The organism is Anaerococcus sp. (assembly GCF_022770135.1).
Lineage (GTDB): Bacteria > Bacillota > Clostridia > Tissierellales > Peptoniphilaceae > Anaerococcus.
Window position 1 is genome coordinate 1 of the sequence record NZ_JALEIL010000114.1, and the last position, 16,999, is coordinate 16,999.

A 16,999-nucleotide genomic window follows, 5' to 3' on the forward strand; every position below is an offset into this window, starting at 1 on the left:
AAGAAGGAGTTAGCCCAACTGAATGTATAGAATGCGGCAAATGTGAAGGAATTTGCCCACAAAACCTTGAGATTATAGAGGGTCTTAAAGAAGCCGACCAGTATTTATCTTAATATTACAAAATCTCTTCAAAGGCTGAACTGACCCCCTTAAGTTGCTTGGACAACTTTAAGGGGTCAATTCACTATTTATTAAGGTCAGTTTTTATTTAATCATTAGTTTTTTCTACTAAATCCAACTTATTCTCTATCTTTTCTATATCATCTTCTAGATAAAAAAACCTTTCTTCATCTGAAAAATAATCCTCCATTGACTTTGCAAGATTTAAGTAGTGTGTTGCTTCTGATATTTTTCTTTCTTTAACAAAATAGTTTGCATAGTAAATATATAATAGATGTTTATTAAAAAAATACCCTGAATTAAGAAGACAATCTTCAATTTCTTTTAAATCTTCATAGCTATAGCTTACATCCTCATACAAAGGATCTATTTCTTCGTAAACTTTAAAAGATGAGCGAATATTTGGAGAAAATATCAAGGATAAGACATTATAAATATCATTTCCACCCACTCCACTGGCATATCTCATTGGCACTAATTCTATTAGAGTAAGACCTAAGGTAATTGATCTAAGGTATGAGGCCTTATTAGTGGAAAATAATATAATTAAAGTAATAAACCAAAATATAAGACCACCTAGATTGTATAGGATAAATTTATTGTTATCATACTTACCATAATTTGTGGTAACCACTTGACCTATGCCTGGGTTTTTAGATTTGTTTTTGATAAATTCATACCTGCCATCTTCTTTTTTTAAAGTTAAGGCTAATATACTAATTGATTGAAATTTCCTAGAAGAGATTAGACCAAAAAACAAGTGTCCTAGCTCATGGATTAAAATACTTATTACAAAAACTAGCAGCATTTTAATCTGACTTAATATAATATATACTATAAAATTTCCTTGATTAGGTCCAAAACTACTTATATCTACAAAAACTGGATAAGCATAAGAAATTATAAATATAAGGCTAGTAATTATTCCAGTGACTATTTCATAAATTTTCAAAGATTCAATAGGTTTAGCTTTAAAGACTGAGTATTCTTTATCCATGCATAGGTCCTCCCATAAATTTTTATAAATTGCCTTCTGGTTTTAATAATTATACCCTATTTTTAGAATAAAATTTTCCTACCGCTAGGGGTAGGAAGGGACAAATAAATACCAGAGCTAGTTTAGTTCTAACTCTGGTAATAGGTCCAACTTTATGGGGTCACCTTATTTAATCGGGTCTATAATAAATTTTCCCACAAGAAAAGCCCGATTGCTCGGGCCTTAGTTTTATTTTTGTGTAGCTTCTTCGCTTTCAGCTTCTTTTTCTATAGCTTCAATATTCATTGCTATTTGTGCATCTTCTGCTTCTTTTGTTTCGTAGTCGATTTCTACATCATTGTAGGTCTTAAGTCCCGTACCTGCTGGGATTAGCTTACCTATGATGATATTTTCCTTTAGTCCCTTGAGGTCATCGACCTTGCCCTTGATTGAGGCATCTGTTAGGACTCTAGTTGTTTCTTGGAAGGATGCTGCTGATAGCCAGCTTTCTGTAGCAAGAGAAGCCTTAGTGATTCCAAGGAGCTCTTGACTATATGTTGCTGCTTCTTTTCCTTCTTCTATCATCTTTTCGTTTTCTATATCGACTTCACGTCTATCTTGAAGGGATCCTGGGAGGAATTCTGTATCCCCTGCTTCTTCAATCTTTACTTTCTTAAGCATTTGACGAGCTATAACTTCTATATGTCTGTCGTCGATCTCTACACCTTGAAGTCTGTATACTTTTTGGACTTCTTTTGTGATGTAGTCTTGGACTCCGACTTTTCCTAGAACCTTCAATACATCGTGTGGATCAAGGGAACCTTCTGTTAGTTGGTCACCCTTTCTTACCACATCGCCATCTCTTACGAGAATTCTAGATCCGAATGGGATGTTGTATTTCTTGGCAAATCCATCGTCTGATAGGATTTCTACGTCTGTCTTCTTTTCGTTTTGTATAAGAGTTACTGTACCGGAGTTTTCTGCGATGTAGGCAAGTCCTTTTGGCTTTCTCGCTTCGAATAACTCCTCAACTCTTGGAAGACCTTGGGTGATTCCAACGCCTGCGATACCACCGGAGTGGAAGGTTCTCATGGTTAGCTGGGTACCAGGCTCACCAATTGATTGGGCAGCAATGATTCCTACTGCTTCACCAGCATTTACGTGTTTGCCTGTAGCAAGGTTTCTACCGTAGCATGCTGCACATACTCCGTGTTTTGCCTTACATTCGAGTACTGAACGAAGCTTAACTTCCTTGATACCTGCATCAATTATCTTATCAGCCATGTCTTCGTCTATTAGCTCATCCTTGTGAACTATAACTTCGCCACTTTCATCTTTGATTTCTTCGAAAGATGTTCTACCGATAATCCTTGTTTGTAGGTTTTCTATAAGTTCATTTCCGTCCTTAAACTCGTGAGCTACGACGTATCCATCTGTATGACAGTCATCTTCAGTAACTATTACGTCTTGGGAAATATCTACCATTCTTCTAGTTAGGTATCCTGAGTCGGCTGTTCTTAGGGCGGTATCTGTTAGACCCTTACGTGAACCGTGGGTTGAAATAAAGTACTCTTGTACAGAAAGACCTTCTCTAAAGTTGGCCTTGATAGGAATTTCTATAATCTTACCATCGGCCTGACTCATAAGTCCACGCATTCCGCCTAGCTGTCTGATTTGGTTAGTAGAACCACGGGCACCGGAGTCGGCGAAGATCTTGATGTTGTTGTCAGGCTTAAGCTCTGTAAGTAGGGCATCTGTTACATCATTTGTAGTCTTACCCCAAATGTCTATAACTTTTTCGTATCTTTCTTGATCTGTTATTAGACCTCTTCTGTAGAGCTTATCGTATCTATCAACTTCAGCATCAGCATGAGCGATAAGATCCCATTTTTCTTTTGGGATGTTTACGTCTGACATTGATACTGTAAGTCCTGATAGGGTTGAGTATTTGTATCCTGTTTGTTTGATGTAGTCTAGTACTTCTGCAGTCTTGATATTGCCGTGTTTTCTAAAGCACTTGTCTACTATATCTTTTAGGGTTCCAGAATCTACGATTGTGTCTATCTCTAGTGAATATGGATCTTCTTTTCTATTTACATAACCCAAGTCTTGTGGGATTCCTGAGTTGTAGATAAATCTACCTACAGAAGATTCTACGATCTTACCTGGATCGTCCGCACTCTTCTTAACTCTAACCTTAACTTTTGCTTGATATTCTACATAACCTGCTTCTAGGGCCTTCATCATCTCATCGTATGATTCGAAGGTCATATTCTCACCCTTAGCGTCCTTCTTGATAGTAGTTAGGTAATAAGCACCTAATACCATATCTTGGGAAGGAGTGGTAATTGGCTTACCATCTTTAAGACCTAGGATGTTGTTAGTTGACATCATAAGTAGTCTTGCTTCGATTTGAGCCTCGTTAGATAGTGGCAAGTGGATAGCCATTTGGTCACCGTCGAAGTCGGCGTTGAAGGCGTTACATGCTAGTGGGTGAAGCTTCATTGCCTTACCTGCTACAAGTTTTGGTTCAAAGGCTTGGATACCAAGTCTGTGAAGTGTAGGGGCACGGTTAAGTAGAACTGGGTGGTCTTTTATAACTTCTTCAAGGATTTCGTAAACTCTTGGGTCCTTTTTCTCTACCATTTTCTTGGCAGATTTTAAGTTGTGGGCCATGCCACAGTCTACTACCTTGTTCATGATAAATGGTTTGAAAAGCTCAAGGGCCATCTCTTGTGGAAGTCCACATTGGTTAAACTTAAGGTCAGGTCCTACTACGATTACGGAACGTCCTGAGTAGTCAACCCTCTTACCTAGTAGGTTTTGTCTAAATCTACCACTCTTTCCTTTAAGTAGGTCAGATAGGGACTTCATGTTTCTGTTAGATGCTCCAGTTACAGCACGTCCACGTCTTCCGTTATCGATTAGGGCATCGACAGCTTCTTGAAGCATTCTCTTCTCGTTACGAACGATGATTTCAGGAGCTCCTATATCTAGAAGTCTTTTTAGTCTGTTGTTTCTATTGATAACACGTCTATAAAGGTCGTTTAAGTCACTTGTTGCAAATCTTCCACCTTCAAGTTGAACCATTGGTCTTAATTCTGGTGGCATTACTGGAAGAACATCTAGGATCATCCATTCTGGCTTGTTTCCACTTGTAAGGAAGGCATCTACAACTTCTAGTCTTCTAGAAACTCTTACCTTCTTTTGTCCAGTTGACTCGTCAAGTTCTTTTAGGAGAAGTTCGTATTCTCTCTTAAGATCTACGTTAGCTAGAAGCTCTTTTACAGCCTCTGCTCCCATAGCAGCCTTAAATTCTGTATCGTCTGGGTAAGCTTCTAGGACGTCTTGGTATTCATTTTCAGAGATTTCTTGCTTTTCCATAAGGTCTGTTGAACCAGGGTTGATTACAACATATGAGGCAAAGTATAGGATTTTCTCTAGTACTCTTGGGCTCATGTCAAGGAGAAGTCCCATCTTGGATGGAATTCCCTTGAAGTACCAAATGTGGCTTACAGGAGCTGCAAGCTCGATATGGCCCATTCTTTCACGACGAACCTTGGACTTTGTTACTTCTACCCCACATTTTTCACAAACTACGCCCTTATATCTGATTCTCTTGTATTTACCACAAGAACATTCGTAGTCTTTGGTTGGTCCAAATATTTTCTCACAGAAAAGTCCGTCCTTTTCTGGTTTTAGGGTTCTATAGTTGATTGTCTCTGGCTTTTTGACTTCGCCATGAGACCATGATCTGATTTTTTCAGCGGATGCGATTTTCATCCTCATCCCATCAAATTGGTTTAATTCGCTCATTTACTCCCCTATTCTTCTATATTCTCATCGTCTGTATCTTCGCTATTTGCCTTGCTTGTAACCTTAGCCTTAGTCTCTGGGTCCTTATTTAGGGCTCTAGTTAGACTTTTAACCTTAGAAGCATCGATCTTATCTACTTGGCTGAACCTATCTTGTTCGTCGATATTTTCCTTAAGTTCGATTACTTCGCCTTCTTCATCGAGTAGCTCTACATCGAGGGCAAGGGATTGAAGTTCCTTTACAAGAACCTTGAAGGATTCTGGTGTACCTGGTTCAGGAATATTTTCTCCCTTAACTATTGATTCATATGTCTTAACTCTTCCTGTAACATCGTCTGACTTAACAGTAAGGATTTCTTGAAGGGTATGACTTGCGCCGTAGGCTTCTAGGGCCCAAACTTCCATCTCTCCGAATCTTTGTCCACCGAATTGTGCCTTACCACCTAGAGGTTGTTGGGTTACTAATGAGTATGGTCCAATAGATCTAGCGTGGATTTTCTCTTCTACCATGTGATGGAGCTTAAGCATATACATTACTCCAACGGTTACTGGGTTTTGGAAAGGAAGTCCAGTTCTACCATCACGAAGAGTGATCTTTCCTGTTTTGTTCACGTAAGGAGCTGTCTTTTTAGCTTCTTCAAGGACTTCTTCGATTTCTGTATCGAGTGCACCATCAAATACTGGTGTAGCAATCTTCCAGCCCATTGTTCTTGCTGCAAGACCCATGTGAACTTCTAGTACTTGTCCAAGGTTCATACGGCTTGGGATACCAAGTGGGTTTAGGCAGATTTGAAGTGGTGTTCCATCTGGCAAGAATGGCATGTCTTCTCTTGGAAGAATTCTTGAAACGACACCCTTGTTACCGTGACGACCACACATCTTATCTCCTACCATGATTTTTCTCTTGGCAGCGACATAGACTCTTATTACCTTATTTACTCCTGGAGCTAGTTCATCTCCGTCCTTCTTGTTGTATTCTTTAACATCTACTACTATTCCGCTTTCTCCGTGTGGAACCTTGAGGGATGTATCACGTACTTCTCTTGCTTTTTCACCGAAGATTGCACGTAGTAGTCTTTCTTCTGGAGATAGTTCAGTCTCTCCCTTTGGTGATACCTTACCTACAAGGATATCTCCGCTTTTAACTTCTGCACCGATTCTGATGATACCATTTTCGTCTAGATCTTTTTTCATATCTTCGCCGACATTTGGTATATCCTTGGTGATCTCTTCTGCTCCAAGCTTAGTTTCTCTTGCCTCACACTCATGCTCTTCTATGTGAACTGATGTAAGGACATCGTTCATTACAAGCTCTTCGTTAAGAAGCATAGCATCCTCGAAGTTGTATCCTTCCCATGTTGTAAAGGCTATGAGGATGTTTTTACCTAGGGCTAGCTCTCCATTGTCTGTAGATGGTCCATCTGCAAGGATTTCGTTAGCCTCAACCTTATCTCCTCTTTTGACAATTGGTCTTTGGTTGATGGTTGTTCCTTGGTTGGCTCTTTCAAATTTGAGTAGCTCGTAGTCTTCGATTTCTCCGTCGCTCGCTCTTTTAACTTTGATGTGATCATCTCCGACATAAACAACTTCACCCTTTGACTTAGATACTACACAAACACCTGAGTCCTTGGCTGCTCTATGCTCTATACCTGTTGCAACGATTGGTGCTTCCGTCTTAATAAGTGGAACTGCCTGACGTTGCATGTTGGCACCCATGAGGGCACGGGTTGAGTCGTCATTTTCAAGGAATGGAATTAAACTTGCTCCGACAGATACTATCTGTTGAGGAGAAACGTCCATGTATTGGATTTTCTCTCTTGGATAGATATCATTCTCACCCTTTAGACCACGTCCTGATACTCTTTCGTTTACGAATCTATTATTTTCATCAAGTGGCTCGTTGGCTTGGGCTATGATGAAGTTATCTTCTACGTCTGCTGTTAGGTAGTCGATCTCATCAGTTACATAACCGCCTTCCTTAACAAGTCTATAAGGTGTTTCTATAAATCCATATTTATTTACTCTAGCATAGGTTGGAAGGGAAGTGATTAGTCCGATATTTGGTCCTTCTGGAGTCTCTATTGGACAGATTCTTCCATAGTGGGAATCGTGTACGTCACGGACTTCAACTCCTGCCCTATCTCTTGACAAACCACCTGGTCCAAGAGCAGATAGTCTTCTCTTGTGAGTTAGCTCACTCATTGGATTAGTTTGGTCCATGAATTGGGAAAGTTGGGATGAACCAAAGAATTCTTTGATTACAGCTGTTACTGGCTTGATGTTGATTAAGCCTTGTGGGGTTGCGAGGTCAGGGTCTTGAGTTGTCATTCTTTCACGAACAACTCTTTCCATTCTAGCAAGTCCTACTCTAAATTGATTTTGTAAAAGCTCTCCAACTCCTCTAACACGTCTGTTACCTAAGTGGTCGATATCATCTACATATCCAATGCCTTCAAAGAGGTTGAATTGGTAGTTTACTATAGCAAGTATATCAGCCTTGGTGATGTGTTTTGGGCAAAGCTCTTTCTTTCTTCTCTCCATTAGAGATTTGATCTCTTCAGGGCTATTTGCCTCTTCGATTATCTCTTTCATCACTGGGAAATATACTTTTTCACTGAAGTCATCAACTGTTACATCGACATCTTTTAGCTCTTCAAATGAGTTAAAGTCTACGAAGTTATTTCCAACTACCCTAAGAGTCTTATCTTCTTCGTATTCGTCTTTTTTAATTACATCAACTGTAACAATACCAGCGTTTTCGATAGCCTTTGCAGTTTCTCCGTCAATAATATCTCCTGCTGATACGAAAACTTCTCCAGTTTCTGGATCAATAACATCGTCCTTAGATACTAGTCCTTCGATTCTATCAGCTAGGGCAAGTTTAAGGTTATATTTATATCTACCAACCTTAGCAAGGTCATATCTTCTATCATCAAATAGGAGATTATTGATTAAGTTTGTTGCTGACTCAACGCTTGCAGGGTCCCCTGGTTTAAGCTTCCTGTAGATTTCAATCAAAGCTTCATCAGCAGTCTCTGAGTTTTCCTTCTCTAGAGTATTTCTCAAGTGCTTGGTATCTCCGATAGCATTGATGATTTCTTCGTCTGTCTCAAATAAAAGCGCACGAACAAGTGTTGTCGCAGGTAGCTTTCTGGTTCTGTCAAGTCTAACATTTACTGTGTGGCTTGCATCTGTATCAAACTCTATCCAAGCACCACGGTTAGGGATGACAGTTGAAGAATACATCTTATCCCCGCTCTTGTCAGTCTCTTCTGCATAATAAACACCAGGAGATCTAACTAACTGGCTTACTATAACTCTTTCGGCACCATTTATAACAAAGGTAGCAGAGTCTGTCATCATTGGGAAGTCTCCCATAAAGACCTCTTGCTCTTTTACTTCTTCTGTTTCCTTGTTGATAAGTCTTGCCTTAACCTTTAAATCTCTTGCGTAGGTCGCATCCTTGTATTTGGATTCTTTTACTGAATATTTTGTTTCTTCATCAAATTCATAACTGATAAATTCTAGAATTAGGTTGCCGTTATAATCTTCGATTGGAGAAATATCTTCTAGGATTTCTCCCAAACCTTCCTTAAGGAACCATTCGTAAGAATCTTTTTGAACTTTCAATAAATTTGGTAAATCTAATACTTGAGGAAATTTGGAAAAACTCTTTCTCTTAGTTCTTCCATACATTTGTTCATGGAATTGGGCCATTAATCATTACTCCTTGTCTGTTTCATGGGCTTTTCTCTATCTAAAAAGCATCTTCAAAAACTCGTTAAAAAAATAAAAAAATCTCGATTTATAGATTTCTAGCAATTGTTAATTATACCATAAAATAATCAACCATACAAGTCTTTTGTCGAGATTTCCTTTCTTTTTCTCAAAAATTATTTTCTTTGTCTATAGTTTCTCAATTAATATAATTGGTCTTGATATCGTGCTCGCGTGCGCTACTTTCTCCATCTGGATAACCAATTATAACCCCGCTTACAGGGAAGAATCCTTCGTCTAAGTTAAGGCCTTTGATGTAAGCTGCGTCCTTGCCTAGGGCATTTACGCTTCCTCTTATATAGCAAGAGCCTAGTCCCATCTCTGTCGCCTTTAGACATATATGTTCTATGACGCAACCAGCATCTTCAAAACGGGCCGATGTATCCTTACTTGATGAAAAGATAATAAATACTGGTGCTGCGTAGAGCGGATCCTTGCTCTTTCCTGTCTTCTCCTGATATTCCTTTACAAATTCTTTCATAAGATTTTTATCCTTAACGACAGTGAGCCTACACTTATCGTACTGGCCATTTGCAATCGGAGCCTTCCTAGCAGCTTCTAGGAGCTTTTCGATTGATTCATCGCAGGGCTCTTTGGAAGAATATTTTCTTTCAGAATATCTTTTATCTATTACTTCATCAAATAACATATAGACCTCCTTGACTTAAACAAATCTTTGGGTTTATTATACTCCAATAAAAGCTAGAAACAAATCGATTATTTATGCTATAATAGTATAAACGGAGGCATTATGAAAAAAACTACAAGATTTTTAACCATCATAGGTGGTATATTTAGATCAATAATAACAATACTATTTGCTTTTGCGGCTATTTTTGCAGGCTTTGTCGACAAGAAGCTTTTGGCAAGCTTACTTGATATAATTGGCCTATCCAATATTTCACTAGGCTTTGCCAAACCTTTTGCCCTACTTGTGCTCATATCTTTATTTTTATTAAACCTACAGATTACGAGAAATATTTTTAACTCTGGCAAGTTTGGAGTAAAGATAATATCAAATCTATTTTTCGCTAGTCTTTTTGTTGTAATAGACCTACTAATACTCTTCTTTGTAAGAGAAAGACTAATACTAATCCCCCTTGGACTAAACGTGCTTATAATCCTATCACAAATTATGGCAATGGCTACGAAGGGTAAGGGTTACTATAATATAGAAGATAAAACTTCAAAATCTACAAAGATTAGGAAAAAAGATAAGGGCGTAATAAAGGAAAAGGACCTGGAAGAAATATCTAATGAAAATTTAGAGAAGGAAAATGCTAGGACAAGTAACAGAGTCTACTCTCTTGACTTCGCTAGTAAGAAAGAAGATGAGGCTATAAAAGAAGAGCCAGTAGAAGATGAGACTGAGACTTCCCATGCAAAGGAAAATAAGGAAAATTCGGAGAACTTAGAGGATAAAGAGCTAGAAGAAAAGCTCGATCAAACCGAGTCCGCTAATGAAAATAAAATAGATAAGGACATTGACGAATAATATAAATGGCAAGCTTAAAGCTAGGACTGGCTCAATTGTATATATGAAGGAGCTCTCTAGACTAAGCATGGCCATTTTTCTTTTGGAAAATCATTGCTTTAGGGGTATATAGGATATAAGAAGAAATGAGGAGTATTATGGACAAACATTATTTAAAACTATTAAAAGACATCTATCCCGAAAAATCCGACATAAAAGACGAGTTAATTTCTCTTAACTCCAAGCTCTACCTACCCAAGGGAACGGAATATTTTTTCTCCGACATCCATGGAGAAAGCGAGGCCTTCCTTCATCTATTAAGGTCTGCATCAGGAAACATCAGAGATAAGATTGCCAAGCTATTTGGAGATACCTTAATCAAAGAAGACCAAGACGAATTAGCAGAACTGATTTACGATCCGGTCCATGTTCTTAAGGACCTATCTGAAAACGATTTATTAACAGAAGACTATCTCACCATAACCATCCATAGGCTGATCAATCTCTTTAGATTTGTATCTACCAAATACCCAAAGGCCTATGTCAAAAGTAAATTCACAGGATCTTACACAAATATCATTGATGAGCTACTCTATACCAACGATTCTGAGTTTAACAAGAAAGAATACTACGAATCCCTTATTGCAAATATCGTAAAATACGACTCTGCTAGAGAATTTATCATAGCTCTTGCAAGACTTATCCAAAGAGTCTCTGTTGACAAGCTCCATATTGTTGGCGATATCTACGACAGGGGCCCTTCCCCACACATAATCATGGACGAACTTTTAACCTTCCCTAATGTCGATATCCAATGGGGTAATCACGACATAGCCTGGATGGGAGCAGCCAGTGGAAACGAAGCTCTTATAGCAGCCTGTGTTGCCAATGCCATCTCTTACAATAATTTCGATATGTTAGAAGATGGCTACGGGATAAACCTAAGACCTCTTTATGAATTTGCCATCCACACCTACAAGGACGACCCATGTGAGCTTTTCATGCCTAGAGTCTTCGATAGGAACATCTATGACAACGTAAGTGGCGAGGTTGCAGCCAAGATGTATAAGGCAATCTCTATCATAAGATTCAAACTCGACGGAGCCCTCATAGCTAGAAATCCTGAGTTTAACGTAGACGATAGGAACTTCCTCAAATTCGTCGATTTTGAGAAGATGACCTACAAAAACGTCCCACTTAAAGATACCAACTTCCCTACCATAGATCCAAAAGACCCACTCAAACTAACAGATGCCGAAAGATTTATCATAGACATCCTAAAAAGTGACTTCATCAAGGGCAACAGGCTCAACCGCCATATGAGATTTCTCTACAAAAATGGATCAATGTATAAAACGGAAAACGGCTCTCTCCTATTTCATGGCTGCATCCCCCTAACTGAAGACGGAAAATTCCAAGAAATAGAAATAAAGGGGAAGAAATATTCTGGAAGAAAGCTTATGGACGCCTTTGACAAGGTCGCTCGTGATGCCTACTTTACCAATTCAATCTTTGCCAAAGACGTCATGTGGTATCTAATAAACGGCAGATACTCCCCAATTTTTGGCAAAAGCCAATACTCCTACTTCGAAAATCTCTTCGTAGACGATAAGGACTTAAGAAGAGAAGTCTACAACCCATACTACAAGCTTTCTGAGAATGAAGAAGTCGTAGATATGATCCTAGATGAATTCGAGATTACAAGTAAAAGAAGAAGGATAATAAATGGTCACGTCCCAGTAAAGGTCAAAAAGGGAGATAGTCCAATTAAGGGAGGCGGCAAGCTCTACGTAATAGATGGAGGAATCTCCAAACCTTACCAAGCCAAAACAGGAATAGCAGGCTACACCTTGATGTTTAACTCCCACCACGTAGCCCTAGCCGAACACAAAAGCTACGAATCAATCACAGACAAAGTATCTAGCTACACCCCAAATATAAAAGAAGTAGAAATCCTCCTTCCAAGAATGCTCAAAAAAGACACCGACGAAGGACGCGATATAAGAGAAAAAATAAAAGTTTTGGAGAAGCTTCTAGCAATGTATGATAGTACAAATTAAGCTAAGCAAAAAAGAGTGCCGGTAAAAGGAACTAGCTCCTCAAGTTATCTCGCTTATAACTTTTGGGGCTCTTCCTATACCAGCACTCTTTACTATTTCCTGGAATATCTAAAACTAATCATAAGCATAATAATTTATCTAGACTAGCTCTTTCTCTTATTTTTTATAATTATCATAAGTCTTATTTTGTGCCTAGCTTACTTTCAAAATATAGGATATCTACAAAGTCTTAAGCATATCCACGTAGTTTGGCATAGAGTAATTTTCTCTGGATATTAACTTTTCCAATGAATCTGATATTTGGCGGACTTCGTCTGCGACCTTCCTTGTTTCTTTTTGAAGATACTTAGCCTTTTCTTCTAAGGATTCGATATCTTCCGATTTTCCTAAGATATCTGAAATCACATCACAATAGTCTAAGAGCTTGCCTACTTTTTCATTTATTTTTCTAGCCCTTTGTCTTAGTCTTTCATTTTCTACAAAAGAAAGATAATCCTTAATGCTTGCAATCTCTCTCATAGCTGATGGGAGGATTTCTTGGTGGATCATGTTTTTTAGTATTTCTAGTTGAGAAGAGAAAAACTTTGTAACATCTTCATATTCGACCTTGATTATGGATTCTATTTCTTTTTTAGTGAAAATCCCAGATTTTTCAAATATGTCATAGGCATTAGTAGCCTTGGCTGATATTACAGCATCCAAGAAGCTAGGGAAGTTTTCTAGGCCTCTTTTTTCTGCTTCCTTTTCCCATTCTTCCGAGTATCCGTCGCCTTGAAAGAGGATATTTTTGTTTTCTTGATAGATTTCCTTAACTATGGAGTAAGCTTCTTCCTTTAGCCTGTCCTCATCTACCTTCTCTAGCCTATCAGCTATCTTCTTCACCGACTCTGCAAAGCCTATATTTATTACTGTATTGAGGTCTGCCGCAGATTTAGATGATCCTAGCATTCTAAATTCAAATTTGTTGCCAGTGTAGGCTATAGGAGATGTTCTATTCCTGTCGGATGAGTCAGTTTTCATTTCTCCTAAATGAGGAATTGTGACCATATTTTTTATAATATTTTCCTCAAAATCATCATTAGCTACAGACTCTAATACCTCTTCTAAGTCACGACCTATAAATAAAGATATAATGGCAGGTGGGGCTTCATCTCCACCCAACCTATAGTCGTTGGTTACAGATGAAGAGGCAATCCTTATTAGCTTCTGGTAGTTGTTACATACTTCAATCATAGAAGCTAAGAATAAAAGAAAGACTGGGTTGTTTTTGGGACTTTTGCCTGGAGTAAATAAATTCTTACCATAATTTGTCGCCAAGGAATAATTATTGTGCTTACCAGACCCTGCCATATTTTTGAAAGGTTTTTCCTTAAGTAGGCAAACTAAATCGTGGTCAAGGGCTGTCTTTTCCAATATATGCATAAGGAGTTGGTTATTATCAACAGATATATTAACATTCTCATACATTATGGCGATCTCAAACTGATTAGGTCCTACCTCGTTATGTTCTGCTTCCATGTAAATTCCAAGCTTGTAAAGCTCGCTGTTTACATCTTCAAAAAATTCATCAACTCTTTTTGGAATGTCTCCTAGATAATGAGAAATAAGTTCTTTTTCAACCATCGGATCAGAACCAACAAGAGTCATCCCAGAATATTCGAGATCTATTCTTTGATCAAAATACTTTTTATCTATAAGATAAAACTCTTGCTCAAGGCCTAGTTTAGCTTTAACCCTGTAGGTTTTCTCTTCCTTAAGGAATAAATTGCACACCCTTGAAGCCTCTCGACTTACCATGTTCATGGACTCGATTAGAGGAAGCTTCTTGTCGAGTTTTTCCCCATAAAATGATACAAAAACTGATGGAATATACAAAACCTTATCTAGGATAAAAGAATTAGCAGTCAAATCCCAATATGTATATCCTCTCGCCTCAAAGGTTGAACGCATTCCTCCAGATGGGAAAGAAGATGCGTCAGGCTCACCCTTTATAAGCTCCTTACCTGAGAACCTATTTATAGGATTGTGCTTGTCATCCCTATTCAAAAAAGCTGTCTTTTTGGTCGCGGTTTTCCCATTTAAGGGTTGGAACCAATGGGTGTAAGAAGTTGCCCCCTTAGAAATTGCCCAGACTTTCATAGCATGAGCTATAGCATCCGCACTTTCCCTATCCAAAGTGGCATTGTTTCTTGCCGCTTGTTTCCATTTCAAATATACTGGATAGGGTACGTTTTCCTTCATAGTTTTCTTGTCAAAAGCCATATTCCCAAATTCTTTCAAAACCATACTACCTCTCTTCCATAAATTTCACTTTTATATTATACCAGGTGAATTTTAAAAATAAATTTACATCTTTATTCATTTGCTATTATAAAAAAGTACCAAGCTATAAACACAATAAGAATATAGATTGGTACTTAAAATTATTATTCGATTATCTCTGGCTCATCGTAGTCTACTCCGAAAGTTTCAACTGTCACAGTCTTCATTACTTGGTCTTCTTTTGGTTTGTCTTGGAAGTCAGTTTTTGTTTCTGCAATTTTATCAACAGTGTCCATTCCCTCGATTACCCTTCCGAAGGCAGCGTATTGGCCGTCTAGGTGAGGGCTATCTTTGTGCATGACGAAAAATTGGCTGCCTGCACTATCTGGCATCATAGACCTTGCCATAGAGAGAACTCCCCTGTCGTGTTTTAGATTATTCTCAAAACCATTTGCAGCAAATTCTCCCTTGATAGCATAACCAGGGCCTCCGATTCCTACTCCTTCTGGGTCTCCTCCTTGAATCATAAAGCCTTTGATTACCCTATGAAAGATTATTCCGTCGTAGAAATTGTGATTGATAAGTGTGATAAAGTTTCTTACTGTGTTTGGAGCAACTTCAGGGTAGAGTTCTGCCTTGAAAGTATCTCCATTTTCCATTTCAAATGTTACTATTGGGTTTTTGTTTTCCATATTTCCTCCTTAGTTTTTAAATGAGTGAACAGGGGCTGGTATGTGGCCGCCTCTTTTGATCATTTTATCTGAATTAGAATTTCCTATATCTATAATTGGTGCATAGCCTAAAAGTCCACCAAACTCTGCATAATCTCCTACTTCTTTTTCTGGAACAGGAATTATCCTGACTGCAGTAGTTTTGGCATTTATCATTCCTATTGCCGCCTCATCAGCAATCATAGCAGAAATTGTAGCAGGGCTTGTAGATCCAGGGATTGCAATCATATCAAGACCAACAGAGCAAACAGAAGTCATAGCTTCTAGCTTATCAAAGGTCAAATGTCCTCCGTCTACTGCCTTAATCATAGCTTCATCTTCGCTTACTGGAATAAAAGCTCCGGAAAGTCCTCCGACAGAGGCACTTGCCATAAGGCCGCCCTTTTTAACAGCGTCATTTAGAAGGGCTAGGGCTGCTACTGTCCCGTGTCCTCCAACATTATCTATACCAATCTCTTCTAAGATTCTTCCTACAGAATCTCCAATGGCTGGTGTTGGAGCTAGGGATAAGTCTAGTATTCCGAAGTTTTTACCAAGTCTATCACAGACATCTCTTGCTACAAGCTCTCCCATCCTAGTGATTTTAAAAGCCGTCTTTTTGATTATCTCACAGATTTCATTAATTGGAAGATCATCCTTTCCTGAAATTGCAGCCTTTACTACTCCAGGGCCAGAAACTCCGACATTAATTACTGTATCTGCCTCACTTACTCCGTGGAAAGCCCCTGCCATAAAGGGATTATCCTCTACTGCATTTGAAAATATTACAAGTTTGGCACAACCTAGAGCATCTGTGTCTTTAGTTCTCTCGGCCAAATCTTTTACGACTTCCCCGCACATAGCGACTGCATCCATGTTGATTCCTGCCTTGGTGGATCCAACATTTACACTAGAACAAACTAGGTCAGTAGATGATAAGGCCTTTGGGATAGATCTGATCAAGATCTCATCAGCCTTGGTCATTCCCTTTTGAACTAGGGCAGAAAAGCCCCCTATGAAGTCAACCCCAACATCCTTAGCTGCCCTATCGAGGCACTCAGCAAAGGGAGTATAATCGTCAAGGTCTGTCGCTGCCGCAATTAGAGAAATTGGTGTGACAGAAATCCTGTTATTGATAATTGGCACACCATAAATTGCAGAAACTTCCTTGGATGTCTCGATAAAATCCTTGCTCTCTCTTAGGATTTTCTCATAAATGTTATCGCATGCTTTTTTATAATCTTTGTCTATACAATCAAAAAGGGAAATACCCATGGTAAGGGTCCTGATGTCGAGATTTTCCTCATCTAACATTTTGATTGTTTCAATAATATTATTCTTATCCATATTAGATCCTATGCATAGCGTCGAAGAGCTTTTCGTTTTGGATTCTTATCTCGAGCTTGTTCTCTTCGGCCAAATCATCAAAGGCCTTCTTGATCTCAGCAAAGTCTGCCTTTGACTTTGTAAAGTCGATATTAAACATTCCTACAAATTGATCTTCCATTATAGTTTGGCTTAGATCAAGGATATTGATATTGTATTCGTATAAAACTTTAGAAATCTTGTAGATGATTCCTTCTTGGTCGTTTCCTATGACTGTTAGTATAGCTTTCATTTCTTCCTCCTAATGAGCCTTTTCTTACTAATGATTTTACCCTTTTATTAATTAGTGCAAAGAAAAAAGCCCCTAAGGGCTTAGTTTAAATAAAAAGACTAAAACCGAAAGGCCTTAGTCTAAGTTTTCTATTTTATTTGATTTTTCTGCTTCGCCCTGCGACCACTCCGTGGAGCCGCTACCTGGA

Annotated in this window: 11 protein-coding genes; 3 read left to right on the forward strand and 8 right to left on the reverse strand. The window is 38.5% G+C overall.

The window, feature by feature from the left end:
- Positions 1-113 (forward strand): 4Fe-4S binding protein (locus MRZ08_RS06000; RefSeq protein ID WP_297380566.1); only part of this gene is annotated, 113 nt, incomplete at its 5' end.
- Between the two features lie 95 nt (positions 114-208).
- Here MRZ08_RS06000 and MRZ08_RS06005 read toward each other — a convergent pair.
- The 4 genes from MRZ08_RS06005 to MRZ08_RS06020 form a co-directional block, all read right to left on the reverse strand.
- Entirely contained in the window at positions 209-1,117 is a 909-nt protein-coding gene (locus tag MRZ08_RS06005; protein WP_297380540.1) for a hypothetical protein, read from the reverse strand.
- A gap of 228 nt (positions 1,118-1,345) precedes the next feature.
- Positions 1,346-4,912: a DNA-directed RNA polymerase subunit beta' gene (rpoC, locus tag MRZ08_RS06010; protein WP_297380543.1), complete on the reverse strand. Its 3,567-nt coding sequence runs from the start codon at positions 4,910-4,912 to the stop codon at positions 1,346-1,348.
- A gap of 8 nt (positions 4,913-4,920) precedes the next feature.
- Positions 4,921-8,628 (reverse strand): DNA-directed RNA polymerase subunit beta, encoded by a 3,708-nt coding sequence (locus MRZ08_RS06015; RefSeq protein ID WP_297380546.1) that lies wholly within the window; start codon positions 8,626-8,628, stop codon positions 4,921-4,923.
- 199 nt (positions 8,629-8,827) lie between these two features.
- Positions 8,828-9,337 carry a nitroreductase family protein gene (locus tag MRZ08_RS06020; RefSeq protein WP_297380549.1) on the reverse strand — a complete coding sequence of 170 codons (510 nt, stop codon included), beginning with the start codon at positions 9,335-9,337 and terminating at the stop codon, positions 8,828-8,830.
- A 102-nt stretch (positions 9,338-9,439) separates the two neighbouring features.
- Here MRZ08_RS06020 and MRZ08_RS06025 point away from each other — a divergent pair, with 102 nt between their 5' ends.
- Positions 9,440-10,183, forward strand: coding sequence for a hypothetical protein (locus tag MRZ08_RS06025; protein ID WP_297380552.1), 744 nt, complete (start codon positions 9,440-9,442; stop codon positions 10,181-10,183).
- 137 nt (positions 10,184-10,320) lie between these two features.
- Positions 10,321-12,222, forward strand: a complete 1,902-nt coding sequence (locus tag MRZ08_RS06030; RefSeq protein WP_297380554.1) for a fructose-1,6-bisphosphatase — start codon at positions 10,321-10,323, stop codon at positions 12,220-12,222.
- Positions 12,223-12,441: 219 nt separating this feature from the next.
- Here MRZ08_RS06030 and MRZ08_RS06035 read toward each other — a convergent pair whose 3' ends face one another.
- The 4 genes from MRZ08_RS06035 to MRZ08_RS06050 all read right to left on the reverse strand — a co-directional run bounded on the left by MRZ08_RS06035 (position 12,442) and on the right by MRZ08_RS06050 (position 16,812).
- Complete coding sequence (locus tag MRZ08_RS06035; RefSeq protein WP_297380557.1) at positions 12,442-14,508, reverse strand: glutamine synthetase III; 2,067 nt, start codon at positions 14,506-14,508, stop codon at positions 12,442-12,444.
- Positions 14,509-14,648: 140 nt separating this feature from the next.
- Positions 14,649-15,176 (reverse strand): peptidylprolyl isomerase, encoded by a 528-nt coding sequence (locus MRZ08_RS06040; RefSeq protein WP_297380560.1) that lies wholly within the window; start codon positions 15,174-15,176, stop codon positions 14,649-14,651.
- A gap of 9 nt (positions 15,177-15,185) precedes the next feature.
- The gene (locus MRZ08_RS06045) at positions 15,186-16,541 is read right to left on the reverse strand and encodes a PFL family protein (protein ID WP_297380563.1); all 1,356 of its coding nucleotides are present in this window, start codon (positions 16,539-16,541) and stop codon (positions 15,186-15,188) included.
- A gap of 1 nt (position 16,542) precedes the next feature.
- Positions 16,543-16,812 (reverse strand): ACT domain-containing protein, encoded by a 270-nt coding sequence (locus MRZ08_RS06050; protein WP_015777398.1) that lies wholly within the window; start codon positions 16,810-16,812, stop codon positions 16,543-16,545.
- Positions 16,813-16,999: the final 187 nt, after the last annotated feature.